The 24701-nt window shown below is 74.1% G+C and carries 27 protein-coding genes; 13 read left to right on the top strand and 14 right to left on the bottom strand.

Annotated elements, in window-relative coordinates:
* Nucleotides 1–81 precede the first annotated feature (81 nt).
* Nucleotides 82–834: an SDR family NAD(P)-dependent oxidoreductase gene (locus FGG90_RS10560; protein WP_094127283.1), complete on the top strand. Its 753-nt coding sequence runs from the start codon at nt 82–84 to the stop codon at nt 832–834.
* Between the two features lie 156 nt (nt 835–990).
* Here FGG90_RS10560 and FGG90_RS10555 read toward each other — a convergent pair whose 3' ends face one another.
* The 4 genes from FGG90_RS10555 to FGG90_RS10540 are packed head-to-tail and all read right to left on the bottom strand — an operon-like array spanning nt 991 to nt 4221.
* The gene (locus FGG90_RS10555) at nt 991–1284 is read right to left on the bottom strand and encodes a putative quinol monooxygenase (RefSeq protein ID WP_094127285.1); all 294 of its coding nucleotides are present in this window, start codon (nt 1282–1284) and stop codon (nt 991–993) included.
* Nucleotides 1281–2078 carry an ATP-binding cassette domain-containing protein gene (locus FGG90_RS10550; protein WP_094127287.1) on the bottom strand — a complete coding sequence of 266 codons (798 nt, stop codon included), beginning with the start codon at nt 2076–2078 and terminating at the stop codon, nt 1281–1283. Before FGG90_RS10550 ends, FGG90_RS10555 begins: the two co-directional genes overlap by 4 nt.
* Nucleotides 2075–3121, bottom strand: a complete 1047-nt coding sequence (locus FGG90_RS10545; protein WP_094131374.1) for an ABC transporter permease — start codon at nt 3119–3121, stop codon at nt 2075–2077. The genes FGG90_RS10550 and FGG90_RS10545 overlap by 4 nt, the downstream gene beginning before the upstream one ends.
* 2 nt (nt 3122–3123) lie before the next feature.
* A complete protein-coding gene (locus FGG90_RS10540; protein ID WP_094127289.1) occupies nt 3124–4221 on the bottom strand; it encodes a substrate-binding domain-containing protein in 1098 nt (365 codons plus the stop codon).
* 167 nt (nt 4222–4388) lie between these two features.
* On the opposite strand from FGG90_RS10540, the gene FGG90_RS10535 reads away from it, so the two are divergent.
* Nucleotides 4389–5387, top strand: a complete 999-nt coding sequence (locus FGG90_RS10535) for a LacI family DNA-binding transcriptional regulator (protein WP_237583322.1) — start codon at nt 4389–4391, stop codon at nt 5385–5387.
* Complete coding sequence (locus FGG90_RS10530) at nt 5380–6270, top strand: carbohydrate kinase family protein (protein WP_094127293.1); 891 nt, start codon at nt 5380–5382, stop codon at nt 6268–6270. The genes FGG90_RS10535 and FGG90_RS10530 overlap by 8 nt, the downstream gene beginning before the upstream one ends.
* Nucleotides 6271–6735: 465 nt before the next feature.
* Here FGG90_RS10530 and FGG90_RS10525 read toward each other — a convergent pair whose 3' ends face one another.
* Nucleotides 6736–6963, bottom strand: coding sequence for a hypothetical protein (locus tag FGG90_RS10525; protein ID WP_094127295.1), 228 nt, complete (start codon nt 6961–6963; stop codon nt 6736–6738).
* A gap of 150 nt (nt 6964–7113) precedes the next feature.
* Between FGG90_RS10525 and FGG90_RS16210 the strand changes: the two genes are divergently transcribed.
* The 3 genes from FGG90_RS16210 (at nt 7114) to FGG90_RS10515 (ending at nt 9283) form a co-directional block, all read left to right on the top strand.
* Nucleotides 7114–7563, top strand: coding sequence for a helix-turn-helix domain-containing protein (locus FGG90_RS16210; RefSeq protein ID WP_094127297.1), 450 nt, complete (start codon nt 7114–7116; stop codon nt 7561–7563).
* Between the two features lie 19 nt (nt 7564–7582).
* Nucleotides 7583–8089, top strand: a complete 507-nt coding sequence (locus tag FGG90_RS10520; RefSeq protein ID WP_133065142.1) for a hypothetical protein — start codon at nt 7583–7585, stop codon at nt 8087–8089.
* Nucleotides 8090–8413: 324 nt separating this feature from the next.
* Nucleotides 8414–9283, top strand: a complete 870-nt coding sequence (locus tag FGG90_RS10515; protein WP_094127299.1) for an SDR family oxidoreductase — start codon at nt 8414–8416, stop codon at nt 9281–9283.
* Between the two features lie 29 nt (nt 9284–9312).
* Here FGG90_RS10515 and FGG90_RS10510 read toward each other — a convergent pair whose 3' ends face one another.
* The 3 genes from FGG90_RS10510 to FGG90_RS10500 are packed head-to-tail and all read right to left on the bottom strand — an operon-like array spanning nt 9313 to nt 11020.
* Entirely contained in the window at nt 9313–9681 is a 369-nt protein-coding gene (locus tag FGG90_RS10510) for a DUF202 domain-containing protein (protein WP_094127301.1), read from the bottom strand.
* Nucleotides 9678–10046: a YidH family protein gene (locus FGG90_RS10505; protein WP_094127303.1), complete on the bottom strand. Its 369-nt coding sequence runs from the start codon at nt 10044–10046 to the stop codon at nt 9678–9680. The genes FGG90_RS10510 and FGG90_RS10505 overlap by 4 nt, the downstream gene beginning before the upstream one ends.
* Nucleotides 10043–11020, bottom strand: coding sequence for a DMT family transporter (locus FGG90_RS10500; RefSeq protein WP_094127305.1), 978 nt, complete (start codon nt 11018–11020; stop codon nt 10043–10045). Before FGG90_RS10500 ends, FGG90_RS10505 begins: the two co-directional genes overlap by 4 nt.
* A 90-nt stretch (nt 11021–11110) precedes the next feature.
* On the opposite strand from FGG90_RS10500, the gene FGG90_RS10495 reads away from it, so the two are divergent.
* The gene (locus FGG90_RS10495) at nt 11111–12046 is read left to right on the top strand and encodes a LysR family transcriptional regulator (RefSeq protein WP_094127307.1); all 936 of its coding nucleotides are present in this window, start codon (nt 11111–11113) and stop codon (nt 12044–12046) included.
* Nucleotides 12047–12136: 90 nt separating this feature from the next.
* Here FGG90_RS10495 and FGG90_RS10490 read toward each other — a convergent pair whose 3' ends face one another.
* The 3 genes from FGG90_RS10490 to FGG90_RS10480 form a co-directional block, all read right to left on the bottom strand.
* A complete protein-coding gene (locus FGG90_RS10490) occupies nt 12137–13003 on the bottom strand; it encodes an aldo/keto reductase family oxidoreductase (protein ID WP_094127309.1) in 867 nt (288 codons plus the stop codon).
* Nucleotides 13004–13105: 102 nt separating this feature from the next.
* Complete coding sequence (locus tag FGG90_RS10485) at nt 13106–14410, bottom strand: MFS transporter (RefSeq protein ID WP_094127311.1); 1305 nt, start codon at nt 14408–14410, stop codon at nt 13106–13108.
* 90 nt (nt 14411–14500) lie between these two features.
* Entirely contained in the window at nt 14501–14890 is a 390-nt protein-coding gene (locus tag FGG90_RS10480) for a winged helix-turn-helix transcriptional regulator (RefSeq protein WP_094127313.1), read from the bottom strand.
* Nucleotides 14891–14995: 105 nt separating this feature from the next.
* On the opposite strand from FGG90_RS10480, the gene FGG90_RS10475 reads away from it, so the two are divergent.
* A complete protein-coding gene (locus tag FGG90_RS10475) occupies nt 14996–15859 on the top strand; it encodes an NAD(P)H-binding protein (RefSeq protein ID WP_094127315.1) in 864 nt (287 codons plus the stop codon).
* A 120-nt stretch (nt 15860–15979) separates the two neighbouring features.
* Here the strand turns inward: FGG90_RS10475 and mmuM are convergent, their stop codons facing one another.
* Nucleotides 15980–16873, bottom strand: a complete 894-nt coding sequence (gene mmuM / locus FGG90_RS10470) for a homocysteine S-methyltransferase (protein ID WP_094127317.1) — start codon at nt 16871–16873, stop codon at nt 15980–15982.
* A gap of 101 nt (nt 16874–16974) precedes the next feature.
* Here mmuM and FGG90_RS10465 point away from each other — a divergent pair, with 101 nt between their 5' ends.
* Both FGG90_RS10465 and FGG90_RS10460 read left to right on the top strand, forming a co-directional pair.
* Nucleotides 16975–17487: a MarR family winged helix-turn-helix transcriptional regulator gene (locus FGG90_RS10465; protein ID WP_094127319.1), complete on the top strand. Its 513-nt coding sequence runs from the start codon at nt 16975–16977 to the stop codon at nt 17485–17487.
* A gap of 100 nt (nt 17488–17587) precedes the next feature.
* Nucleotides 17588–18286 carry an HAD family hydrolase gene (locus FGG90_RS10460; protein ID WP_094127321.1) on the top strand — a complete coding sequence of 233 codons (699 nt, stop codon included), beginning with the start codon at nt 17588–17590 and terminating at the stop codon, nt 18284–18286.
* Between the two features lie 3 nt (nt 18287–18289).
* Here the strand turns inward: FGG90_RS10460 and FGG90_RS10455 are convergent, their stop codons facing one another.
* Entirely contained in the window at nt 18290–18964 is a 675-nt protein-coding gene (locus tag FGG90_RS10455; RefSeq protein WP_094127323.1) for a GntR family transcriptional regulator, read from the bottom strand.
* 148 nt (nt 18965–19112) lie between these two features.
* Here FGG90_RS10455 and FGG90_RS10450 point away from each other — a divergent pair, with 148 nt between their 5' ends.
* From FGG90_RS10450 to atzF, 3 genes are read left to right on the top strand one after another with little or no spacing between them, the layout of a single operon-like run.
* A complete protein-coding gene (locus FGG90_RS10450) occupies nt 19113–20507 on the top strand; it encodes a purine-cytosine permease family protein (protein ID WP_094127325.1) in 1395 nt (464 codons plus the stop codon).
* On the top strand, nt 20504–21343 hold the full coding sequence (gene biuH / locus FGG90_RS10445) for a biuret amidohydrolase (RefSeq protein WP_237583320.1): 840 nt from the start codon (nt 20504–20506) through the stop codon (nt 21341–21343). The genes FGG90_RS10450 and biuH overlap by 4 nt, the downstream gene beginning before the upstream one ends.
* Entirely contained in the window at nt 21340–23133 is a 1794-nt protein-coding gene (atzF, locus tag FGG90_RS10440) for an allophanate hydrolase (RefSeq protein WP_210433040.1), read from the top strand. Before biuH ends, atzF begins: the two co-directional genes overlap by 4 nt.
* Here the strand turns inward: atzF and FGG90_RS10435 are convergent.
* The gene (locus FGG90_RS10435; protein WP_094127327.1) at nt 23112–24524 is read right to left on the bottom strand and encodes a glycosyltransferase 87 family protein; all 1413 of its coding nucleotides are present in this window, start codon (nt 24522–24524) and stop codon (nt 23112–23114) included. The two genes, atzF and FGG90_RS10435, sit on opposite strands and share 22 nt — an antisense overlap.
* Nucleotides 24525–24701: the final 177 nt, after the last annotated feature.

The following is a 24701-nucleotide window of genomic DNA, read 5'->3' as shown; positions in this document are numbered from 1 at the left end:
AACCCCGGGTGACCGGATCGTGCGGGCGTACCGTCGAGGGGCGACGCCGCCCCGCGTCGCCACACCCGGAGGAGGATCCCCATGGCCAGGTTCGACACGAAGACCGCTCTCGTCACCGGCGGAGGCAGCGGCATCGGCGCCGCCATCTCCCGCGCGCTCGCCGCGGAGGGCGCGTCGGTCGTCGTCACCGACATCCAGCTGGAGGCGGCCGAGCGGGTCGTCGCCGAGATCGAGGGCGCGGGCGGCACCGCCACCGCGTTCCGCCAGGACACGTCGAAGGCGGAGGACTCGGAGGCCGCCGTCGCGCACGCGGTCTCCACGTACGGCGCGCTGCACCTCGCCGTGAACAACGCGGGCATCAGCGCGCCCGCCGCCGACATCGGCGAGTACGACGTCGCGGCCTGGGACCGCACGCGCGCGGTCGACCTCGACGGCGTCTTCTACGGCCTCCGCTACGAGCTCCCCGCGATGGTGGAGGCGGGCGGCGGCGCGGTCGTCAACATGAGCTCGGTGCTCGGATCCGTGGGCTTCGCGCAGAACGCGGCCTACGTCGCGAGCAAGCACGCCCTCGTCGGCCTCACCAAGGTCGCGGCGCTCGAGTACACGGCGCGCGGCGTGCGCACCAACGCGGTCGGCCCCGGCTTCATCGACACCCCGCTCGTGCGCGCCTCCCTCTCGCCCGACGCGCTCGCCTACCTCGAGAGCCAGCACGCGACGGGCCGCCTCGGCACCGACCAGGAGGTCGCGGCCCTCGTGCTCTTCCTCCTCAGCGACGAGGCGTCCTTCATCTCGGGCAGCTACCACCTGGTGGACGGCGGGTACTCGGCGCGGTGATCCGCTGATCCGCTGATCGGCTGATCCGCTGATCCGCGGCCGCCGGCGGCCGCCCCGGTCGTCGGCGCCCGCACCGGCACGCCATCCAGCCGCGCACGACCGCGGCCGCCCGGCGCGTCGAGACGCCGGGCGGCCGCGGATCCGGTGTCGCACCCGTCAGACGGGCGCGAGGAAGGTGAGCTGCGATCCGTCCTCCACGATGAGCGGCCCGAGCGCCGCGTTGAACTCGGCCCCGTACGACGCCCCGATGTGCGCCTGGAACGCGGCCTCGTCGAGGTAGACCTCGTGCACGACGAAGCGCGCCGGATCCTCGACCCGCCGGTACGGCTCGAACACGACGTTGCCCGGCTCGGCCCGCACCCGCTCCGCGAGGTCGGCGATCATCCGCGCGACCTCCTCCTCGCGCCCCGGCAGCGCCGTGAACTCCGCGTACAGCACCGTCGCCGTCATGCGGTGGCCGCGCCCGTCATGATCGCGACCGCGTCGGTCATCGAGTGGGACTGCGGCGTGATGGTCGCCGCCTTCTTGCCGAGGCGCTGGATGTGGATCCGGTCGGCCACCTCGAACACCTGCGGCATGTTGTGGCTGATGAGGATCACCGGGATGCCGCGGTCGCGCAGGTTCCGCACGAGCTCCAGCACCTGGTTCGACTCCCGCACCCCGAGCGCCGCGGTGGGCTCGTCGAGCACCACGACCTTCGACCCGAAGGCGGCCGCGCGCGCCACGGCCACGGCCTGCCGCTGCCCGCCGGACAGGTTCTCGACGGGCACGGTCACGTCCTGCAGCGTCGAGATGCCGAGCTCCGTCAGCTCCGCCTTGGCCTCGCGGCGCATGCCGGCCGTGTCGAGCATGCGGAACACGGATCCGAGGATCCCCTTCTTCCGCTTCTCCCGCCCGAGGTAGAGGTTCGAGGCCACGTCGAGCGCGGGCGAGACGGCGAGGTTCTGGTACACCGTCTCGATGCCCGCGGCCCGGGCATCCTGCGGCCGCTTGAACGAGACCGGCTTGCCGTCGAGGAACAGCTCGCCCTCGTCGGGCGTCTCCGCTCCCGTGAGGCACTTGATGAGGGTCGACTTGCCGGCGCCGTTGTCGCCGATGATCGCGAGCACCTCGCCGGGGAACAGCTCGAGGCTCACGCCGTCGAGGCCGACGACGCGGCCGAAGGTCTTCACGAGCCGCTTCGCCTCGAGGACGGGCGTGCGGGTCGACGCGGGGGCGCTCCCCGCGGGGTCGGTGAGGGTCACTTGCGCACCTTTCGGATCCACTGGTCGACGGAGACCGCGACGATGATGAGGACGCCCACCGCGAGCGTCTGGTAGAGCACGTCGAGCCCGGCGAGCGAGAGCCCGTTGCGGAACACGCCCACGATGAGCGCGCCGAGGAGCGTGCCCCAGACCGTGCCGCGGCCGCCGAAGAGGCTCGTGCCGCCGATCACGACCGCGGTGATGGAGTCGAGGTTGAGGTCGGCGCCCGCGTTGGGGCTGGCCGCGTTGCTGCGGCCGATCTGGATCCACGCGCCCACCGCGAGGATCGCCCCCGCCGCGAGGTACACGCTCATGAGGACCCGGTTGACGCTGATGCCCGCGAGGCGCGCGGCCTCCTTGTCGTCGCCGACCGCGTACACGTGCCGGCCCCAGGCGGTCTTGCCGAGGATGAACGCCACCACGACGTACAGCACGAGCATCAGCACCACGCCGAAGCTGATCTTCACGCCCGCGAGGTCGAACGTGCGCCCCGTCCAGGAGAGCGCCTGCGGCATGTCCACGCCGCGGACGGTCGTGCCGTTGGAGTAGAGGAGCGTGAGCGCCACGAAGATGTTGAGCGTCCCCAGGGTCACGATGAACGGGGGGAGTCGCAGCCGCGTGACGAGCAGCCCGTTGAACGCGCCGGCGGCGAGGCCGACGAGGAGCCCGGCGGCCAGCGCGGCGGGCGCCGGCAGGCCGTTCTGGCTGGCGGTCTGCGCGATCACCATCGACGTGAGCACCATGACCGCGCCGACCGAGAGGTCGATGCCCGCGGTCAGGATGATGAGCGTCTGCGCCACCGCGAGCGTGCCGACCACGGCCACCTGCTGCGTGACGAGCGACAGGTTCGCCGGATCGAGGAAGCGGTCGTTGAGCAGGCCGAACACGACGACCGCGAGGACGAGGACGACGGCCGGGCTGACGGCGGGGTAGCGGTGCAGCACCCCGCGGATCCGGTCGAGGGGCGTGCGCCGGTCGAGGAACTCGTTGGCGAGGTCGAGCGCCGAGGTCGGCGGGTTCGGGTCGGTGGTCCGCTGGCTCACGTTCACTCGCCCCAGCACTTCGTCGCGGCGTCGTCGGCCGTGATGCTCTCGAGGCCGTCGACGGGGGTGTCGGTGACGAGCGCGGATCCGGTGTCGAAGAAGTCGAGGCCGGCGCTCGTGGCGGGCTTGGTGCCGTCCTTCGCGAGCTGCGCGATGGCCTCGACGCCGAGCTGCGCCATCTTCACCGGGTACTGCTGGGCCGTGGCGCCGATGACGCCCTCCTTCACGTTCTTCACGCCCGCGCAGCCGCCGTCGACCGAGACGAGGATCACGTCCTTCTCCTTGCCGGCCGCCTGCAGCGCCTGGTACGCGCCGAACGCGGCGGGCTCGTTGATCGTGTAGACGACGTTGATGTCCGGGTCCTTCGACAGCAGCGTCTCCATCGCCGTGCGGCCGCCGTCCTCGGCGCCCTGCGTGGCCTCGTTGCCGACGATCTCGTAGTCGCCGCCGCTGTAGTCGCCGGTCTTCGCCTCGTCGCCGTTCTTGGCCTTGTCGCCGACGTCGATGCCCATGCCCGTGAGGAAGCCCTGGTCGCGGTCGTAGTCGACCGTGATGGCCTTGTCGTCGTACAGGTCGAGGAGGCCGATGGTCGCCTTCTTCCCGCCGAGCTGCGCGGCGGCCCACTTGCCGATGGACTCGCCCGCGGCGAAGTTGTCGGTGGCGAACGTGATGTCGACGGAGTCGGCCGGGTCGGGCGCCGTGTCGAGCGCGATGACGTAGAGGCCGGCGTCGCGGGCCTTCTGGATCGCGTCGAGGACCGACGGGCCGTTGATCGTGATGAGGATGCCCTTGTCGCCCTTGGAGATGGCGTTCTCGATGGCCTGGATCTGGGTGTCCTCGTCGCCGTCCGCCTTGCCGGCCGCGAGCGTGAGGTCGATGCCGTCCTTCGACGCGGCCTCCTTCGCGCCGTCCTGCATGGCGACGAAGAAGGGGTTGGTGGTGGTCTTCACGATGAGCGAGACGCCGACGTCGCCGGAGCCGCTGCCGCCGGATCCGGAGCCTCCGCTGGAGCTGGAGCAGCCGGCGAGCCCGCCCGCGGCGATGAGGGCCGCCGAGCCGAGGGCGATGGTGCGCACGAGGCGCGGGGATCGGTTCGTCATTGATGGATCCTGTCCTTCGGGTGGGAGCGCGCTCCCGACAACGTTGTCAAGGAGAGGTCTATCGGGTGCGACCCGGTATGGTCAACCCATTGCGCAGAGAGCGAGACCGATCCGTGACACCGTTGTCATCCCCGACCGGAGCCCCGTCCGGCGCGCGCCGCCCCACCATGAAGCACGTCGCGCGGCTCGCGGGCGTGGGCATCAAGACCGTGTCGCGCGTGGTCAACGGCGAGGCCAACGTCTCGCCCGAGATGACCGCGCGCGTGCAGGCCGCGGTGGAGCAGCTCCAGTACCAGCCGGATCTGCACGCCGGCAACCTGCGCCGCGCCGACCGCCGCACCAACACGCTCGGCCTCCTCGTCGGCAGCGTCGCGAACCCGTTCTCGGGCGCGCTGCACCGTGCCGTGGAGGAGGCGGCCGGCGAGCGCCGCGTCGCCGTGTTCGCCTCGAGCCTCGACGACGACGCCGACCGGGAGCGCTCCGCCGTCGACGCGTTCCTCGCCCGTCGGGTCGACGGGCTGATCCTCACCACCATCGCGCCCAGCCAGGCGTACCTCGGCGTCGCGGCGTCGCGCGGCACCCCGCTGGTGTTCGTCGACCGCGTGCCGACGGGCCTCGAGGCCGACTCGGTCATCGTCGACAACGCCGCCGGGGTCTCCCGGGCCGTGGCGCACCTGGCCGACCAGGGCCACCGGCGCATCGCGTTCCTCGGCGACCGGCCGGAGATCTTCACGGCCCGCGAGCGCGAGCGCGGCTTCCTCGAGGAGATGCGGCGGCGCGGGATCCCCGTGGCGCCCGGGCTCGTGCTCGAGGGCGCGACCGACGAGGTCGTGGCGGACGCGCTCGCCGAGCGCCTGCTCGCGCTGCCCGAGCCGCCGACCGCCATCGTGAGCGGGCAGAACCTCATCACCATCGGCGTCATCTCGGCGCTCCGGCGCCACGGGGCCCAGCGCCGCATCGCGCTCGTGGGCTTCGACGACCTGCCGATGGCCGCGCTCCTGGAGCCCGCCGTCACGGTCGTCGCGCAGGATCCGTCGCGCATCGGCCACGCCGCCGCCGAGCGCGTCTTCGCCCGGCTCGGCGGCGACGAGGGCCCCGCGCAGACCGTCGTCGTCCCCACCACGCTCATCGTCCGAGGCTCCGGAGAGGTCCCCCGCCATGCATGACCAGCCCATCGTCGTCGTCGGCGACGCCCTCATCGACCTGCTCCGCGAGGACGGCGAGGAGACCGCCTTCGTCGGCGGCGCCGCCCTCAACGTCGCGGTCGGGCTCGCGATCCTCGGCCACCGCGTGCAGCTCATCGCGATGGTCGGCGACGACGAGCACGGGCGCCGCATCCGCGCCGAGCTCGACGCGCACGGGGTCGAGCTGATCCCCACCATCGGCCCGTCCGGCACCTCCGTCGCGGTGAGCGAGCGCGAGGACGGCGAGCCGCGCTACTCGTTCAACGAGGCCGCGTGGAACCGCCGCGTGCGCATCGGATCCGCGGAGCGGGCGGCCCTCGACGCGGCGTCGCTCGTCGTCGTCAGCTGCTTCCCGTACGACGACCACGCGCAGGCCGACGAGCTCCTGGCGGCCGTGCGGGATCCGCGCGAGCGCCTGCTGGTCGACCCGAACCCGCGCGCCGGCATGCTACACGACGCGTCCCGCTTCCGGGACGGCTTCGCGCGCGCGGCCGCCGAGGCCCTGCTCGTGAAGGTCGGCGACGACGACACAGCACTCCTCGAGCTGGGCGCGCTCGCGGACGCCCGCGCCGCCCTGCACGCGACCGGCAGCCGCCTCGTGCTCGCCACCGACGGCCCGCGCGGCGCGTCCGTGCAGCTCGAGGGCGGCGAGGTGGTGGCGGCGGGCATCGCGGCGGATCCGCGGCCGATCGTCGACACCATGGGCGCCGGGGACGCGTGCCTCGCGGCCGCCGCCGACGCGATCGCCCGTCGGGGTGCGCCGCGCACGGCCGCGGAGGGCGAGGCGATGCTGCGCACCTGCATGGCGATCGCCGCCGCCACCTGCCGCCAGCCGGGCGCGCTGCTGCGGATGCCGACGGCCTGAGGCGGGCGCAGCCTGGCGGCGAGGCAGGACCAGTCGCGATGGCGACCTGGCCGGGCTAACGCCTCATGCCTCGCACGTACTCGAACCTTCATGTCCTTCTGCTGACGGCGCGCCTGTAAGGCAGCGTTGCGGGGGTACGCGGCGACAAGGCTTACATGCCCGCTGGCGGTATCGGCGCGGAGATCACCAGAAGCCTCCGCGAGCGTCAATGCGGTTTTCATGCTCTGATCCGGGGGCGATGGGGAACCTCGTTGCCCTATGCCGCTGGTCGGAGTCGGAGGTGGAGGCTAGGGTACATCTGTGCCCCAGACTTCGACCAACGACGGATCTTCGTCTGCTTGCACTAATCCTGCCCTCGCGCCGATCCACTACCATTGGTATCCGCTTCGCGAGGGCCGGAACCTCGTGACCGAAATTCGAGAGCTTGCAGCCGCGGAAGGGCTTCCGTCCGGCGATATTGACCGATTAGTGGGTGAATTTCGCGCCCGTGGTCGCGCGCTGGTGCAAGGTCGACTTGTTCCTGTACGCCATGTCAAGGGTCCGATGCAGTCCGTCACTGACCTGGATGTCTTCGAGCTTCGGGCCATGGTGGAGTACGGCGAGGATCTCGAAGCGCACGTACGGGTCTACCACGTCGAACCCGTGCGCCTGCGGCAACCAGGGGGTACGACGGTCGTTGGTCTGCATGTTCACCTGAAGGACCTCTCCGATCCCGCGACAGTCCGAGTACGTCAGGACTTGGAGCTACAAATTGCCCGATCAAGGTATCATTCCGGCCGGACCGGCTCCTGGGGTGGCGCGAGTCTTGTCAACCATTGACCAACTCGGTATAGAGTGCAGTCTATGTCCCCGGCATACCATGACTTCGAGCCCGAAACTACTCGCGACTCGCCGACTGACGAGTTCGACACTGGTACCGAGACCGACTCTGAGCGTCTTGCGCGCCTACTCGCCGAGGCGGACATCGATCTGATCGACACTCTCCGTCGTGTACGTGAGCACCGGTCCTTGAGCCAGGAGCAGCTAGGGGCACTTATGGGCGTCAGCCAAGCCACTGTGTCGAGTTTTGAGAGCGGGGCGTCTGAGCCGAAGCTTGCCACCATTAGGCGGTACGCTCACGCCCTTAATGTCATAGTCGAGCATTCCGTGCGACCGCTAGATGCCTCTCTGTCTTCTTTGTTTACGTGGACTACAGTGTCCGGTTTTATTACCAATCCTCGTTCTACGAGTAACCGAGTGGGCACTTACTCCGCGGCAAACAGCAAGAAGTCGGATTTTGCTCTTGCCGGATAGTGACCCCACGCCTCACGTAGTGAGTGATGTCGTTGAACTAGTCAACCTTGTCGAGCTCGACGATATGTATGTCTACGAGGAGCGAGGCCGTCGCATTGCGCGAGATTCGAATGAGTTTGACGACACTGACAGTGAGGCTGCGCCGTCGGGGGAGTCAAAGCCGAGAATTCGCAATCTTATGGGCGTCACGGAGCTTTCAGGTCCTGATCACTACGGGATTGCCTTTCGATTTCGAATCGTGTTCGACGACCGCGCGGGGAACGAATTTATAGCGGACGTGCAAGCTCGCTACGGATTGCCTCACAATTGTCAAATCAGCGATGACATTAAATCGGAATTCGCGCAGGAGGTTGCGTTTTACGCTGTGTATCCCTATCTGCGGGCATCTCTCCAGATGACGGCTTCAAGAATGGGTGTACCGGCTCCAGTGTTAGCCATAGTGCGGCGTGGGGAATTCGAACTGGGTGAACAGATGTCCGATGATCAAACGCGCTTAGAGTTTCACGACAACGCTCCGGATGCGTAAGCAAGCGGTACTTCCTAGCTAACTGAGACGCTGGCTCAGCGTGCCGCGAGCACGGCGCGCTGCTGCGGATGCCGATGGCCTGACGCGGGGCAGGGCGCAGGGTACCGCTGCGCGGGGCCGTGCGATCCGGGCCCCGCGTGCGGCGTAGCGTCGACGCGGACGAATCGATGGAACCGCCGGGCGGACAGTCCCTCGGCGGCGGTGCTCGAGCAGGTCGGCGCGGTCCTCCCGTGATGCGTCTGCCGGCCACACCGTCCCTCGGCGGACGCCGGACGACCGCGGGCCCTGCGCCGCGCACCGATGGAGCAGACGAGGAGAATCACCATGGGCGATCCACGCACCCTGATCATCGGCGGCACCGGCACGGTCGGCTCGGCCGTCATCGCCGAGGCCCTCCGTCGCGGCATGACCGGGCTGAGGGTCATGAGCCGCGACGCGCGCCGGCTGACGGATCTCCCCGACGGCGTCGAGGGCGTGGTCGGCGACCTCGGCGATCCCTTCGCCGCGAGGCCGGCCTTCGACGGCGTCGAGCAGGTGTTCCTCTCCCTGACGGGGACGCCCACCGAGCTGTACGAGACGACCGTCGCGGTGGACCACGCCGTGGCGGCCGGGGTCCGGCGGATCGTCTACCTGTCCGTGCAGGACCTCGACCGGGCGCCGCAGGTGCCGCACAACTCCGCGAAGCTCGCGGTGGAGTCCCTCGTCGAGCGCAGCGGCGTCGAGGCCTGCTTCCTCCGGGTCAACAACTTCTTCCAGAACGACGTCTGGTACCTCGACGCGATCCGCGACGGCGTGTACCCGCAGCCCCTCGGCGGGTCGGGCGTCTCCCGGGTCGACGTGCGCGACATCGCCGACGTCGCCGTGACCGCCCTGACCCCCGGGTCGGGTGTCGCCGGCCCGATCGACGTGGCCGGCCCGACCCCGTGGACCGGCGAGGCGACGGCCGCGGTCCTGTCCGAGGCCCTCGAGAAGACGGTGACGTACGCGGGCGACGACCTGGCGGCCTGGCGCGAGGCGTCCCTGGCCTCCATGCCCTCGTGGCTCGTGTTCGACTACGAGCGCATGTACTCCGGCTTCCAGCGGGACGGGCTCGTCGCGAGCCCGGAGGCCCTCGCCCGTCTCACCGCCCTCCTCGGGCACGCGCCCCGCTCCTACGAGGACTTCGTGCGCGAGGTGCTGGTGCCCGCCCTGTAGGGCGAGGCGCGTCCGGATCTGCCGCCGGCTCAGCGGGCGAGCGCCAGGGCGAGCGCGGCGAGGCCCGCGCACGCCGTGAGCCCCGCGACCAGCGCCGGGAGGGCGCCGCCGGGGAGCGCGGTGGTGCCGGGGCCGGCGGATCCCGCGGTGAGGATCCGATGCACCCGCCGGTAGCGCAGGTGCGCGGCCGCGAGCACGCCGAGCGCGACGGCAACGCCCGCCGCGGCGACCGCGAGGCCGGCCGCGCCGAGGAGCTGCGGGAGCGCGCGGAGGTCGAACAGGGATCCGACGACGAGCGCGAGGGCCGTGCGGCGCCAGGCGAGCGCGGTCCGCTCGGGCTGGAGGCCGGGGTCGGACGGATGCGCGCCGGGATCGGCGGCGGGGGCGTCCGCGCTCACGCGGTCAGCACGCCGAGCAGCACGAGCGCGCCCGCGGCGACGACCGCGATCCCGAGGGGCAGCGACAGCGCGGCCGACGGCAGCGGCCGGTCGCGGCGGAGGGCGCGCTCGGTGCGCATCCAGCCGATCCACGCCTGCGCGGGCGCCGCGATCCCGGCGACGATCAGCACGAGCGAGGCCGCGAGCCGGAACCCCGGCTGCAGCCCGAGCGCGAGCGCCTCGAGCGCGACGCCGCCCGCGAGGAGGGCGAGCGAGGTGCGGATCCAGGCGAGGAACGTGCGCTCGTTGGCGAGGCTGAACCGCACGTCGGGCTCGGCGCCCTCGCGGTAGACGCTGCGCGGGAAGCGGCGGTCGGGGGCGGTCATGCGGCGGGGTGGGGCAGGCGCGGCACCGCGTCGGTCGGGGGCATGGGCCCATCCTCGCGGGTTCCGGCGCGGGCGGCGTGGACGGACGCACGGTGCCGCCGCTCGATCGCCTGGCCCGCGTACGATGCCGCGACGATGAGCGCCGCGCCGCCCGCGCCGACCGGCCCGATGGCCTCGCCCGCCACGACCACGCCGACGAGCAGCGCCCACACCGGCTCGGTGCCCATGAGGATGCTCGCCCGCGACGCCGACGTGCGCCGCACCGCCCAGAGCTGCACGACGAACGCGAACAGCGAGCACAGCACGCCGAGGAAGAGGACGCCCGCCCAGCCCCCGGCGTCGAGCGCCGCGGCCGCCGCGGGCAGGTCGCGCCCCGCCAGCGCGGAGAAGAGGGCCGCGCACACGGCCATCTGCACGAGGACCACGCCGAGCGATCCCTCGCTCCGCCCCCGCGTGAGGTGCCCGCTCGCGGTGACGTGCACGGCCCGCACGACGGCCGCCGCGATCACCAGCCCGTCGCCCAGCGTGGGCGCGCGCAGGCCGCCCTCGGAGACGAGCAGCGCGACCCCCACCACGGCCGCGACCGCCGCGACGAAGTACGACCGCGGCAGCCACGCGCGCGACGTGGCGCCCTCGAGCACGGGCGTCATCACCAGCGCCAGGCTGATGAGGAGGCCCGCGTTGGTCGCGCTCGTCAGGTGCACGCCCCACGTCTCCAGCCCGATGACCGCCGCCTGCGAGCAGCCGAGCGCCGCCGCGATCAGGAGGCCGCGCCCGCGGGGCAGCCGTTCGCGCCGGGCCAGGCAGACGATCCCGGTCGCGACCGCGGCGACGAGGAAGCGCAGCGCGACCGCCGCCGGCACGCCCGTCTCCGCCGCGAGGTCCTTGGCCGCGAGGAAGCTCGCGCCCCACACGGCCGCGACGGCCAGGAGCAGCAGGTCGACGACGGGCGCCGAGCGGGTGGGGGAGGGCATGCCCTCACTGTCCGGCAGGCGACCCGGAAGATCGACGGGCATCGTCTTCATCGATGCGTTAGCCGCGGCTCATGCGTGAGACAGTGCAGCATGGATCCCGCTCGCCTCCGCCTCCTCCGCGAGCTCGGCGACCGGGGCAGCGTCGCGGCCGTGGCGGTCGCGATGCACGTGAGCGCATCCGCCGTCTCGCAGCAGCTCGCCGCGCTGCAGGCCGGCGTGCCCGTGCCGCTGACCGTCAAGCGCGGACGGCGCCTGGTGCTCACGGAAGCGGGGGAGGCGCTCGCCGCGGCGTCGACGCGCGTGGACGAGGCGCTCGCCGCCGCCCGCGACGCCGTCGGGTCCTTCCTCGCGCAGGACGACCGGGCCGTCCGCGTGTCCGCGTTCCACAGCGCCGGCCTCGCGCTCTTCGGGCCGCTGCTCGCCGAGCTGGCCGGTGCCGGGGGATCGGGCACGCGCGTCGCGCTCGCGGACGCCGACGTGGCGCAGGGGGACTTCGCGGGCCTCACCGCGGATCACGACCTCGTCGTCGCGCACCGCCTCCCGCACGATCCGCCGTGGCCGACCGCCCGGCTCGTGGTCGTGCCGCTCCTCGTGGAGCCGCTCGACGTCGCGCTGCACGCCGGGCATCCGCTCGCGTCGTCCGCGGGCATCACGCCGGAGATGCTGCGCGACGAGCGGTGGATCTCCACCCACGCCGGGTTCCCGCTCGCGGGCGTGCTCGACCACCTCGGCGCGCTGATCGGGCAGGCGCCGCGCATCGTCCACCGCGTCAACGAGTTCTCGGTGGCGGCGCAGATCGTGCGGACGGGCGACGCCATCGCCGTGATGCCGCGCACGACCGCGGCCCCGCTCGCGGTCGACGGGATGGTGCTGCGGCCGGTCGTCGGCGCCACCCTCGTGCGCCACGTCGACGTGCTCGCCCGGCCGGACGCGCTCGCGCAGGCGCCGGTCCGCGTGGTGCTGGCGGTGCTGCGGCGGGTGGCGGACGCCGCGGCCGAGGCGGCGGAGCGGGCCGCCGCGAGCTGACGCGGCGGCCTCGCCGACCACCGCCGGCCGACCGCCCTCGGTCGACGACCGCCGGCCGAGCGCTGCGTCCCGCCGGGCAACCGCCGCCCGTCAGCCGCCGATCCCCTCCAGCTCCGCGAGCGCCTCCTCCGGCAGACGGATCCGGGCGCCCGCCACGTTCTCGCGCAGGTGCGCCACCGACGACGTGCCCGCGATGACGAGCACGTTCGGCGACCGCTGCAGGAGCCAGGCGAGCGCGACGGGCAGCGGCGCGGATCCGAGCGAGGCGGCGACGCGCGACAGCGTCTCCGACTGCAGCGGCGAGAACCCGCCGAGCGTGAAGTACGGCACGTAGGCGATGCCGTCGGCGGCCAGCTCGTCGATGAGCGCGTCGTCGTCGCGGCGCGCGAGGTTGTAGTGGTTCTGCACGCTCACGATCGGCGCGATCCCGCGGGCCTCGGCCACCTGCGCGGGGCTGACGTTGCTCACGCCGAGGTGCCGGATGAGGCCCTCCCGCTGCAGCTCGGCCAGCGCCGTGAACGGCTCCTCGAGGGATCCGTCGGTCGGGCTGTCGAACGCGCCGACGCGGAGGTTCACGAGGTCGAGCACGTCGAGCGTGAGGTGCGTGAGGTTGTCGTAGACGGCCTGGCGGAGCTCGGCGGGGGAGAGCGCCTGCGGCCAGCGGCCCTTCTCGTCGCGCAGGGATCCGACCTTCGTGACGATGTGGAGGCGCTCCGGGTACGGGAACAGCGCCTCCTCGATGAGCGCGTTCGTGTGGCCGGGGCCGTAGAAGTCGGCCGTGTCGATGTGCGTGATGCCGAGCGCGACGGCCTCGCGCAGCACGGCGCGGGCCGCGTCGGGATCCGCGGGCGGGCCGAACACCTTCGGCCCTGCGAGCTGCATGGCGCCGTAGCCGAAGCGCGTGACGGTGAGGTCGTGGGCGAGGGGGAAGAGCCCTCCGGGCAGGTCGGTGGACATGGCGATCCTCTCGGGTGGCGGGTGTGCGCCCACTCTCCCGCGGCGCCCGGGCGGCGCGCCCGCACTCGCAGGAGCCCGTGAGCGGATCCGCCCGCCCGCGCCCTAGGAGGAGGCGACGGCCCCCGGCGCCGCCTGCGCCGGCGGGTGCGGCCGCCGCGTCGCGAGCACGCGGGAGAAGACGAGCACGAGGAGCCCGGCCGCCGGCACGAAGATCAGCCCGAAGCGGAGCGACGACGCGTCCGCGATGGCGCCGACGATGGGCGGCGACACGAGGAAGCCGACGCGCAGGAGCCAGCCGACGATCGTGAGGCCGGTGCCGGGCTTGAAGCCGGGCAGCTCGTCGGCGGCCTGCATGGCCGCGGGGATCAGGGTCGCGACGCCGAAGCCGGCCACGCCGAAGCCGACGATCGTGCCGACGACGCCCGGGAACGCGAGCGCGCCGCCCATGCCCGCGAGCACGAGGACGCCGCCGAGCCGGGCGATGGCGCGCTGGCCGAAGCGGTCGACCATGCGGTCGCCGAGCATCCGGCCGACGAACTGCATGCCCTGCAGGGAGATGAAGCCGAGGCCCGCGACGAAGGCGGAGGCGCCGAGGTCGCGGGAGAGGTAGATGGCCGACCAGGTGCTGCCGGAGTCCTCGACGATGGCGCCGCCGGACGCGATGACCACGAGCGCGAGCAGCACGCCGTACCGGGCGACGAGGCCGAGCGCGCGCGGGGAGGCGCCGCGCACGACGCCGTCCTCGGCGTCCACGACGGGGGCGGGCGCGTGCGCGTGCGCCGCGCCGCCCTCGCCGGGCTCCGGCTCCGGTCCCTTCAGCAGCCACAGGAGGGACAGCACGGCCAGCGCGCTGAAGACGACGGCCGAGATCGAGAGGTGCACGATCAGCGGCAGCCCCGCCTGCGCGGCCGCGGCGCCCATGATCCCGCCCGCCACCGCGCCGACGGACCAGACGGCGTGGAAGGAGTTGTTGATCGACCGGCCGTAGAGCCGCTGCACGCGCAGCGCGTGCGAGTTCTGGGCGACGTCGGTGATCGCGTCCATGGCACCGGCGAGGAACAGCGCCATCGCGAGCACGAGCCAGCCGGGCGCGAGGCCGGCCAGCAGGATCCCGACCGAGGCCACCACGGTCGCGGCGACCGCGACCCGCGCCGACCGGTACCGGCGGATGAGGACGCCCGCGGCGAGCCCGGCGATGAGCGCGCCGAGCGGGGACGCGGCGACCGCGGCGCCGAACTCCACGTTGGTCAGCCCGAGCTCCGCCTTGATCGACGGGTAGCGGGGCAGCAGGTTCGCGAAGATCGCGCCGTTGGTGAAGAAGAGGACGGCGACCGCGACGCGCGCGCGGCGGACCTCGCGGCTCGGGGTGGACGTGCGCGACGTCGTCGGCGCGGACGGGGAGGGCATCGTCGGTCTCTCTCTGGCCGGGTGGCGCGGGCGGCGGTGGCACCGTGGCGCGGGCGGGTCGGCGCCGATCCCTCGGCTGCCGGATCCAGCCTAGGGTCGGCGGGACGCCAGCGGCGACGTGTCCTCGGTGACGTCCATCACCAGGTCCATGAGCGGCACGAGCCGGGCGCTCACCTCGTGGCCGAGCTCCGTGAGCCGGTAGTCGACGCGCGGCGGGATGGTGGGCTGGGCCTCGCGGATCACGAGCCCGTCGTCGGCGAGCGTGCGCAGCGTGGAGGCCAGCATCTTCTCGCTGATGCCCTCGACCTCGCGGCGCAGCTCGCCCCAGCGGCGCGACCGCTCCCCGAGCGCGAGGAGGACGAGCACGCCCCACTTGCTCGTGATGTGGTCGAGCAGGGTGCGCGACGGGCAGTTCGCGGGGTAGCGGCCCTCGGCCACGCCGGGTCGGTCGCGGGTCACCCGGAAGCTCATCTGCGTCATGCACACCAACTTACCTGGAGGTGGGTACCTCCCTGTGGGAAGGTACTCGGCGACGGAGTCGTTGACCCCGACGTATCGCTCGTCCCCTGACTCGAAAGGCACCCCATGACCATCGTCGTCACCGCCACCACCGGCCGCCTCGGATCGCGCATCGTCGCGTCCCTCCTCGCCCGCGGCGCCGCCGCCTCCGACGTGCTCGCCACCGCGCGCCGCCCCGAGGCCCTCGCCGACCTCGCCGCGCAGGGCGTCCGCACCGCGCGCCTCGAGTACACGGACGCCGAGAGCGTGAAGGCCGCGATCCAGCCCGGCGACACCCTCGTGCTCGTCTCCGGCAGCGAGGTCGGCCAGCGCGTGCCGCAGCACACCACCGTCATCGAGGCCGCGAAGGCCGCGGGCGTCGGCCGGATCCTCTACACGAGCGTCCTCCGCGCGAGCACGACCGAGCTGTTCATCGCGGGCGAGCACAAGGCCACCGAGGAGGTGCTCGCCGCGTCCGGCGTGCCCGTCACGCTCCTCCGCAACGGCTGGTACACCGAGAACTACGCCGGCACGGTCGACTCCGTGACGCAGTCCGGCGGGCTCCTCACGAGCGCCGGCGACGGCCGCGTCGCGAGCGCCACCATCGCCGACTTCGCCGAGGCCACCGCGGTCGCGGCCCTCGACGACTCGCTCGCCGGGCAGACCCTCGAGCTCGCGGGCGACGAGCGCTGGACACAGGACGAGCTCGCCGAGGCCATCTCCGGCATCACGGGCCAGCCCGTCCCCGTCTCCCGCGTCTCCTCCGAGGAGCACGCGCGGATCCTGGGCGAGGCCGGCCTCGACGAGGGCACGATCGGCTTCCTCGTGGGCCTCGACGCGGCCACGGCCGCCGGCCAGCTCGACGACGAGACGGGCGACATGGCGCGCCTCCTCGGCCGCCCCACCACGTCGCTCGCCGACGGCCTCCGCCAGGCGGTCGCGGGCGCCTGACCCGCCCGGATCCGCGCCCGAGGCGGATCCGCACGGCTCCGCATGCGACGACGGCCCGTCCCCTGCCGGGGGCGGGCCGTCGTCGTGCGCGGGTGCGGAGGCGCTCGTGCGCCGGGACCCTCAGCCGAGCGCGTCCCGCATCGATCGGATCGCGTCGGGGCCCACCCGGCAGCAGCCGCCGACGAGGGTCGCGCCCGCGTCGATCCAGGCGCGCGCATCCGGCACGCCCGGGTCGCCGCGCCAGCCACGCGCGACCGCGTCCCAGCGCTCCCCGGAGTTCGGGTAGACGACCACCGGCCGGTCGGTGACGCTCCGGGCCGCGGCGATGGCGGCCGGCACCTCCTCGGGGTGCGCGCAGTTGATCCCCACGGCCACGATCTCGTCGGCCTCCTCCGCGAGTCGGAACCCGTCGGCCATCGGCTCGCCCGAGCGGAGCCGACCGCCCTGGACCGTGAACGCGAGCCACGCGGACGCGCCCGAGCCGCGCGCGAGGTCCACCAGCGCGCGGCCCTCGTCGAGGCTGGGGACGGTCTCGCACGCGAGCAGGTCGGCGCCCGCGTCGGCGAGCACGGCGAAGCGCGGCGCGTGCCAGCGGCGGAGCTCCGCGCGGGTGAGGCCGGTGGATCCGCGGTACTCGGAGCCGTCGCCGAGCGTCGCGCCGAGCGGGCCGACGGACGCGGCGACCCACCGCTCGCGTTCGGCACCCGGCGGATCCTCGCGCGCCGCCTCGTCGCGGGCCTCGGCCGCGAGCGTCACGCTCGCGCGCAGCAGCGCCTCGGTGTCGGCGTGCGACAGCCCGCGCGCCGCGAACGCCGCGAATCCCACCTGGTACGACGCCGTGATCGCCACGTCCGCCCCCGCGCGGAAGAACTCGGCGTGCGCCGCGCGGATCGCCCCGGGCTCGTCGGCGAGCACGCGCGCGCTCCACAGCGGATCCGACAGGTCGTGCCCGCGCGCCTCCAGCAGCGTGCCGAGGCCGCCGTCGATCAGGAGCGGGCGGTGGGGGAGCTGCATGCGCACATCCTGCCGGAGCGGGCGGCCGGATCCGAGCCGGGGGTCATGCGCCGTCGCACGGGCCCGCGCCGGGTACCGTGGACGCGACGGTGGGAGTCCCGATGAAGGATGACGACGACGTCGACCTGGTGATCGACGCGTGGGGTGCCGCCCTGCCCGACGTCGACTTCGCGCCGCTCGACGTGGTGTCGCGGCTCCGGCGCCTGCTCCCGCAGATGCAGCGGATCCGCGAGGGCGCGTTCGCCGCCGAGGGCCTCACGACGAGCGAGTTCGAGTTCCTCTCCATCCTCCGCCAGCAGGGCGACGCGGGCCTCACGCGCGCCGCGCTCGCCGAGCGGCTCGGCACCGACACGGGCAGCCTCGTGCACCGGGTCAACCGGCTGACCGCGCGCTCCTTCATCACGCGCGAGGAGGATCCATCGGGCGGCCGCAGTCGGCTGGTCGTGCTCACGCCGTTCGGCATCGAGCGCGTCGACCGGGCGATGCGCCGCCTCGTCGCCGACGAGGACGAGGTGCTGGCCGACCTCAGCCGCGCCCAGATCGCGACCCTCATCGACAGCCTGCGGGTCATCGCGCGGACGACCGAGCGGATGCGCACGCGCCGCTCGTCCTGACGGGCGCCCCGGGCCCGGTGCGCGCCGCCGCGGTCGCCGCCCCGCGCCGCCGCCCGTCCCGCACCGCTCGCTCGGAGGCGGGCCGGAGCACGATGGATCCATGGCCGACACCTCCTCCATCCCGCCCGCCGTGCTCTTCGACATCGACGAGACCCTGATCCACACGGGCGGCTCCGGCGCCCGCAGCTGGGCCATGGCGTTCCGCGACCTGCACGACGTGGAGGCCGACATCGGCGAGCACTCGTCGGCGGGGGAGACGGATCCGCAGGTCGGCGCCGCGACGTTCCGCGGCGTGATGGGCCGGGATCCCGAGCCCGCCGAGCTCGCGCGCCTCTACGCGTCGTACCTGCGGCACCTCGCCGACGACATCCGCGTCTCCGAGGGCTACCGCGTGCTCGACGGCGCGGAGGCGCTGCTCGACCGACTCGCCGACGCGGGCGTCGTGCTCGGCGTCGTCTCGGGCGCGATGGAGGGCGCCGCCCGCACGAAGATGGAGCCCGCCCGGCTGGGCCGGTTCTTCGTGTTCGGCGCGTACGGATCCGACTCGCCCGACCGCGTCGACGTCGTGCGCCGCGCCATCGCGACCGCCGGCACGCTCCGCGGCGCCGAGCCCCGGCGCGAGGAGGTGCTCGTCGTCGGCGACACCCCGAACGACATCACGTCCGCGCACGACGCGGGGGCGACCGCCGTGGGCGTCGCGAGCGGGCACTACTCCGCGGACGAGCTGCGCGACGCGGGCGCCGACCTCGTGCTCGACTCCCTCGAGGACCCGGCGCTGGAGCGGCTGCTCGGGCTCTGATCCCTAGCCCGCCTCTGCCTCCGCGCGCGTGAGCGCCTCGAGGGCCGCGCACGCGTCGACGCGCGTGGCATTGATGTGGCGGCGCGCGAGATCCGCCGCCCGGGCGCCCTCGCGCCGCTCGAGGAGGGCGACGAGCTCGCGGTGGTCGGCCAGCGAGTCCGGTCGACGCGCGCTCGCCGTGGGCAGGTAGTGGAAGCGCACGCGCTTCGACATCGACTCGACGACGGAGGCGAGCGTGCTGTTCTGCGAGGCCCGCGCGAGGGCGACGTGGAAGTCGTGGTTGAGGCGGGCGAGGTCGGCCGGATCCGAGGTGCGCTCCTGCAGGCGGAGCACGCGCTCGAGCTCGCGGAGGTCGTCGGCCGTGCGGCGCTGGGCGGCGAGCTCCACGGCCTGCGGCTCCACGAGCGCGCGCGCCTCGAACAGGTCGACCAGCTCGGACAGCACGCGCGGCCGCACCGACGCGCCCTCGTGCGGCCGGTGCACGACCCAGCCGTCGGCCTCGAGCGCCCGGAGCGCCTCGCGCACCGGGATGTGGCTGGTGCCCGTGCGGCGGGCGATGTCGTCGGCCTTGACGCGGGAGCCGGGGGCGAGCACGCCGCCGAGGATCTCCTCCTCCAGCAGCACCCGCACGCGCTCCGCGGCGCCGACGCGGGAGGGGACCGGGGCGGGAGCGGGCATGCGCTCGATTATAGGATCCGCCGCCACGCCTCCACCCAGACGTGTTTCACATCCCGGAAACACGGGCGAAACGCGCGTGTGCGGCCGGGCTGTTCCTATAGGACGCAGCCGGATCCCCCGCCGGCGCCACCCGATCCCAGGAGAACCCATGTCGCTCCCCGCCGCCCCGCCGGTCGCGCGCCACGCCGACCCCGCCGCCCCGGATCCCGCCGACCGCCCCGTCTTCTCGGAGTACGAGTCGGAGCCCGTGCCCCCGCACGCGCGTCGCCGCACGTCGTCGGTCGCGGCCGTCTGGCTGGGCTTCCCCATGATCCTCACCTGCGCGGTCTTCGGCGGCCTCGTCGTGCACTCGCTCGGGTTCTGGGCGGGCATGGGCGCCATCGCGGTCGGCACGCTCGTGCTCATGGTCTACGTCGGCGCGCTGAGCTACCTCGCGGGCCGCAGCGGCGAGAGCTTCGCGCTCATGGCGATGCGCACGTTCGGCGCGAAGGGCTACGTCGTCCCGGCGGCGTTCCTCGCCACGGTCGTCATCGGCTGGTTCGCGTTCCAGACCGGGCTCACCGGATCCACGCTGCACGGCTCCCTCGGCTGGGACCAGACGGCGACGACGCTCGTCGCCGGGATCCTGTTCGTCGCGGTGACGCTGCTCGGCATCCGCGCGCTGTCCTGGATCGGCGTCATCGCCGCTCCCCTCTACCTCGTGCTCGGGGCGGTCGCCATCGCGATCGTCGCGACCCGGCCGGGCGCGGAGCTGCAGTCGGCGCCGGCCGGCGGGGCGGGCGCGCTGAGCTTCGGCGCGGCCGTCACGCTCGTCGTCGCGCTGTTCGCCGACTCCGGCACCATGACCGCCGACTTCACCCGCTGGGCGCGCTCGGGCCGGCAGGCCGTGCTCGCGTCGCTCGCGGCGTTCCCGTTCGGCAACGCGATCGCGCTCGTGGTCGGCGGCCTCATCGTCGCCCTCGGCGGCGCGACCGACCCGGGCACCGCGGGCGGCGACTTCCTCGGCATCCTCGTGGCGCAGGGGGGCGCGCTCGTGCCGCTCGCCGTGCTCTTCGTGGTCGTGAACCTCGGATCCGTGTGCGCCCACTGCCTCTACAACGGCGCGGTCGGCTGGAGCCAGCTCACCGGCATGCGGATGCGCCGCACGACGCTCGTGCTCGGCGCGGTCGGCGTGGTGCTCGCCGTCGCCGGCATCTGGACCTACTTCGAGGTGTGGCTGAACCTGCTCGGGGTGATCGTGCCGCCCATCGGCGCGGTGCTCATCGTCGACCAGCTGCTGCTCGCGCCGCGGCGGGCGGCGGCATCCGCGTCCGCATCCGTCAGCGCATCCGGTGCCGCGCGCGGCCCGTGGCGGGCGCCCGCGTTCGTCGCCTGGGTCGTCGGCGCCGGTGCCGCGCTCGCGGCCCACGCCTACGCCGACTTCCTGTCCACGGCCGTCGTCGGCCTGGTGGTCGCCGCGGTGGCGCTCGTCGCCGCCGACGCGCTGGGGCGCGTGCGCGCCCCGCTCGGCGCGGCCGTCGAGGCGGGGGAGGCGCGCTCGTGAGCATCGCGCCCCGCACCACGGCGGTCATCGGCACCACGCCGGTCGCCGACGCCGCCTCCGTCATCGGCACCGCGCCGGTCGGCGGCACCACGGCCGTGGCGGCGGATCCGTACGCCTGGCCCTACGACGGCGCCGTCGACGTCGCGCGCACCGCCGTGGTCTGCATCGACTGGCAGGTCGACTTCTGCGGCGTCGGCGGCTACGTCGACCGCATGGGCTACGACCTCGCCCTCACCCGGGCCGGCCTCGCGCCCACCGCCCGCCTGCTGGAGCGCGTGCGCGCGCTCGGCATGACCGTGATCCACACCCGCGAGGGCCACCGGCCCGACCTCTCCGACCTGCCCGCGAACAAGCGCTGGCGCTCCGAGCGCGCGGGCGCCGAGATCGGCAGCGTGGGCCCGTGCGGGCGGATCCTCGTGCGCGGCGAACCCGGCTGGGAGATCGTCCCCGAGGTGGCCCCGCTCCCCGGCGAGCCCGTCATCGACAAGCCCGGCAAGGGCGCGTTCTACGCCACCGACCTCGACCTCGTGCTCCGGGCGCGCGGCATCGACCGGCTGATCCTCACGGGCATCACCACCGACGTCTGCGTCTCCACGACCATGCGCGAGGCGAACGACCGCGGCTACGAGTGCCTGGTGCTCTCCGACTGCACGGGGGCCACGGATCCGGCGAACCACGACGCGGCGCTCCGGATGGTCACGATGCAGGGCGGCGTGTTCGGCGCGGTCGCGTCGTCGGACGACGTGCTCGCGGCGCTCGCCGGGGCCGATGCCGGCGTCGGTGCCGAGGCCGGCTCCGCGGCTGCGACCGCGACCGCGGCGGAGGTCCGCGCGTGAGCCGCGGGATCGGCGTCGCCGGCGCCACGACCGCGCTGCCGCCCGTCGGATCCGCCTCCGTCGTCGACCGCGTGCGCGCCGCCTACGCGCGCATCGCGGAGGTCGACCGGCCCGAGGTGTGGATCACGCTGCTCGACCCCGCGGACGCCCTCGCCCGCGCCGCCGAGCTCGACGCGCGCATCGCCCGCGCGCCGGCGGGATCGCTGCCGCTCGCGGGCTGGCTCGTCGCCGTCAAGGACAACATCGACGTCGCCGGGATGCCGACGACCGCCGCGTGCCCGTCCGCCGCCACCGCGCCCGAGGTCGACGCGCCCGCCGTCGCCCGGCTCCGGGAGGCCGGCGCGCTCGTGATCGGCAAGACCAACCTCGACCAGTTCGCCACCGGCCTCGTCGGCACGCGCAGCCCCTACGGCGCCGTGCGGCACGCGACGCGGCCCAACCGCATCTCGGGCGGATCCAGCTCGGGCTCCGCGGTCGCCGTCGCGCTGGGCCTCGTCGACGTGGCGCTCGGCACGGACACCGCCGGATCCGGACGCGTGCCCGCGGCCCTGCACGGCCTCGTCGGGATCAAGCCGACCCTCGGCCTCGTGCCCACCACGGGCGTCGTCCCCGCCTGCCGCTCCTACGACACCGTGAGCGTGCTCGCCGCCGACCTCGCGACGGCCCAGCGCGCGCTCGCCGAGATGGTCGGGCCCGATCCGGCGGATCCGGCGAGCCGCGACTGGCCGTCGACCACCCGGCTCGCGCCGCGCGGCGTCCCCGTCGTCGGCGTGCCGGCCGAGCACGACCTCGCGCCGCTCTCGCCCGACGCCCGCGCGGCGTTCCATGGGGCGGTCGAGCGGATGCGCGACTCCGGCGCCGTCGTCGAGACGGTCGAGCTCGGGCCGTTCCTCCGCGCCGCGCTCCTCCTCTACGAGGGCGCGCTCGTGGCCGAGCGCTGCGAGGCGGCGGGGCCGTCGGTGCTCGCGGACGCGCCGGACCTCGATCCGACCGTCGCCGGCATCGTGCGCGCCGCGCTCGGGATCCCCGCGCACCGGCTCGTGGAGGACCGCGCGCTCCTCGAGCGCCTGCGCGTCGCCGCGTGCGTCGTGTTCGACGCCCCGGGCGACGCCCGCCGCGGGATCGACGCGCTGCTGATGCCGACGACCACCGAGCACCCCACGCTCGCCGAGGTCGCCGCCGAGCCCGTCGCCGTGAACGCCCGGCTCGGCACGTACACGAACTTCGTGAACCTCTTCGACCTGTGCGCCGTCGCCGTGCCCGCGGGCGAGGCGGACGGATCCCCGTTCGGCGTGAGCCTCGTCGCCCCCGGGTTCGCCGACCAGGTCGTGCTCGACCTCGCCGGCTGGATCACGGGCGACCCCGTGCGGCCCGCGCTCCTGCCGACCGACGCGGTCGACGTGGTCGTGTTCGGCGCGCACCTCGGCGGCCAGCCGCTGCACCGCCAGCTCGGCGAGCTCGGCGCGCGCTTCTCCCGCGACGTCCGCACGAGCGCGGCGTACCGCATGGCGCACCTCCCGGGCGAGCCCGCGCGACCCGGCGTGACCCCGGCGCCCGACGGCGACGGCGTGCCGCTCGCGGGCGAGGCGTGGACCCTCACGCGCGCCGGCCTCGCCGCGTTCCTCGCCGGCATGGTCCGGCCCATGGCCCTCGGCCCGGTGGAGCTCGAGGACGGCACGCAGGCGATCGGGTTCCTCTGCACCGACACGGCGGGCGCGCCGGACATCAGCGCGCACGGCGGGTGGCTGCGCTACCTGGCGTCGGGCGGTCAGGCGGTCCCGGTCTCCTGATCCGCGGGCGCCGGCCCCCATGGGCTGAGCTCGTGCGCGGCGGCGGGTGCGGGTGCGGCGGCCACGGGTGCGGGGGCACCGGCGACGGGCTGCCCGTGCGATGCGCGCCCCCGCGCCGCGCGTCCCGCCCGCACCCGCGCCGGCCCGTCCTCGGCCGTGCCGCGCAGCCGCACGAGCTGCATCACGGCGACGCCGAGCAGCGCAATCTCGCCGAGGTCGCGCAGCGTGATCACCCCGACCATCACCGGCACCACGTAGATGAGCAGCATGTAGGCGTACGGGAAGACGAGCTGCGTGAGCGCGGCGACGACGAGCCCGAGGCGCGCCGCCAGGGCCGTGCCGCGGGAGTGGCGGTCGTGCACGAGCATCACGATGATCGGCACGGCGAACCACGACACGTACTGCGGCGAGCCGACCTTGTTCGTCACGATGAGGGCGGCGACGAGCGCGAGCGACAGCGGCCCCATCAGCGCGGCGGGGGAGGCGCCGCGGTGGTGCGCGCGGATCCCGAGCAGCGTCACGACGAGCACGACGCCCACCATGATCGGCGTGAGCGCGGCAGCGACGGCGTCCACGCCCGGGCCCGCGACCTGGAACGTGATGATGCCCAGGTCGTCGTACACGCGGTACCGGTCGTCGCCCGCGACGATGCGCCACAGGTGGTACAGCGCGGCGGTCGACTCGACCTGGAGCCCGCGGCCGGTCTGCTGGCCCACGAAGCCGAGGACGTTCGCGCCGCTGCCGATAGCGAGGGATCCGGCCACGACCACGGCCGTCGTGCCGAGCGCCGTGACGACGACCGTGCCGCGCGCGAGCCCGCGGCGGGCGATGACGGCGGTGAGCAGCAGGGCGGCCGGCCACACCTTCACCCAGGCGCCGATCGTGAGGAGCGCGGAGGCGAGGGCCGGCCGGGTCGCGAGCACGAGCAGGCCGGCGAGGGCGAGGGGCACGGTGACCGCGTCGATCCGGCCGAGCGAGATCGGCCCGAGCGCCACCAGGAAGCCGAGCCACCACGCGGCGGGCGCGAGGCCGCGGCCGCGGCGGATGCGGAGGAGCAGCGCGAACGCGGCGGCGTCGAGCAGCGTGACCAGCGCGAGCCACACCGTGCCGTAGAACGCGGTGCCGCCGACGAGGGAGATGATCATGGGCACGGCCGCGAGGATCGGGTACACCCACGGCAGGTCGATCCCGACCCAGCCGCCGCCCGCCATCCCCTCCTGCATCCAGACGCGGTAGACGTTCGTCACGTCGGTGAGCGCGGAGGTGGGGCCGATCAGGTTGAGCGCGACGAGCCAGAGGTGGCAGAGCGCGAACGCCAGCCACGGGCGCGCCATGATGCCGCGGGCCGGCGGGCGCACGGCGTGCGCGGCGAGCGACTCGTCGGCGGTCACCGGGCGGCGCCCTCTCGGCGCGCAGGCGGGTGCATGTCGGGTGGTTCTCCTGCGGTCGGTGCGGACGGGGACGCGGCCCGCGGGGGCCGGAGCCCGGCGCGCGGACGCCCGGCCGGCGGGCGGCGCTCCCGCGATGGTAGGACACGCGGTCGGCGCCCCGCCGTGAGCGGGCGGGCC

It is taken from the genome of Clavibacter michiganensis subsp. tessellarius, from assembly GCF_021922985.1.
GTDB classification, from domain to species: Bacteria; Actinomycetota; Actinomycetes; order Actinomycetales; family Microbacteriaceae; genus Clavibacter; species Clavibacter tessellarius.
The sequence above is the reverse complement of the archived record's forward strand: the minus strand, read 5'-3'. Positions and strand labels throughout refer to the sequence as shown.

Coding starts and splice junctions, on each gene's coding strand:
- FGG90_RS10560 (WP_094127283.1), top strand. CDS start 82: ATGGCCAGGTTCGACACGAAGACCGCTCTCGTCACCGGCGGAGGCAGC.
- FGG90_RS10555 (WP_094127285.1), bottom strand. CDS start 1,284: ATGACGGCGACGGTGCTGTACGCGGAGTTCACGGCGCTGCCGGGGCGC.
- FGG90_RS10540 (WP_094127289.1), bottom strand. CDS start 4,221: ATGACGAACCGATCCCCGCGCCTCGTGCGCACCATCGCCCTCGGCTCG.
- FGG90_RS10535 (WP_237583322.1), top strand. CDS start 4,389: ATGAAGCACGTCGCGCGGCTCGCGGGCGTGGGCATCAAGACCGTGTCG.
- FGG90_RS10530 (WP_094127293.1), top strand. CDS start 5,380: ATGCATGACCAGCCCATCGTCGTCGTCGGCGACGCCCTCATCGACCTG.
- FGG90_RS16210 (WP_094127297.1), top strand. CDS start 7,114: ATGTCCCCGGCATACCATGACTTCGAGCCCGAAACTACTCGCGACTCG.
- FGG90_RS10515 (WP_094127299.1), top strand. CDS start 8,414: ATGGGCGATCCACGCACCCTGATCATCGGCGGCACCGGCACGGTCGGC.
- FGG90_RS10505 (WP_094127303.1), bottom strand. CDS start 10,046: ATGACCGCCCCCGACCGCCGCTTCCCGCGCAGCGTCTACCGCGAGGGC.
- FGG90_RS10500 (WP_094127305.1), bottom strand. CDS start 11,020: ATGCCCTCCCCCACCCGCTCGGCGCCCGTCGTCGACCTGCTGCTCCTG.
- FGG90_RS10495 (WP_094127307.1), top strand. CDS start 11,111: ATGGATCCCGCTCGCCTCCGCCTCCTCCGCGAGCTCGGCGACCGGGGC.
- FGG90_RS10490 (WP_094127309.1), bottom strand. CDS start 13,003: ATGTCCACCGACCTGCCCGGAGGGCTCTTCCCCCTCGCCCACGACCTC.
- FGG90_RS10485 (WP_094127311.1), bottom strand. CDS start 14,410: ATGCCCTCCCCGTCCGCGCCGACGACGTCGCGCACGTCCACCCCGAGC.
- FGG90_RS10480 (WP_094127313.1), bottom strand. CDS start 14,890: ATGACGCAGATGAGCTTCCGGGTGACCCGCGACCGACCCGGCGTGGCC.
- FGG90_RS10475 (WP_094127315.1), top strand. CDS start 14,996: ATGACCATCGTCGTCACCGCCACCACCGGCCGCCTCGGATCGCGCATC.
- mmuM (WP_094127317.1), bottom strand. CDS start 16,873: ATGCAGCTCCCCCACCGCCCGCTCCTGATCGACGGCGGCCTCGGCACG.
- FGG90_RS10465 (WP_094127319.1), top strand. CDS start 16,975: ATGAAGGATGACGACGACGTCGACCTGGTGATCGACGCGTGGGGTGCC.
- FGG90_RS10460 (WP_094127321.1), top strand. CDS start 17,588: ATGGCCGACACCTCCTCCATCCCGCCCGCCGTGCTCTTCGACATCGAC.
- FGG90_RS10455 (WP_094127323.1), bottom strand. CDS start 18,964: ATGCCCGCTCCCGCCCCGGTCCCCTCCCGCGTCGGCGCCGCGGAGCGC.
- FGG90_RS10450 (WP_094127325.1), top strand. CDS start 19,113: ATGTCGCTCCCCGCCGCCCCGCCGGTCGCGCGCCACGCCGACCCCGCC.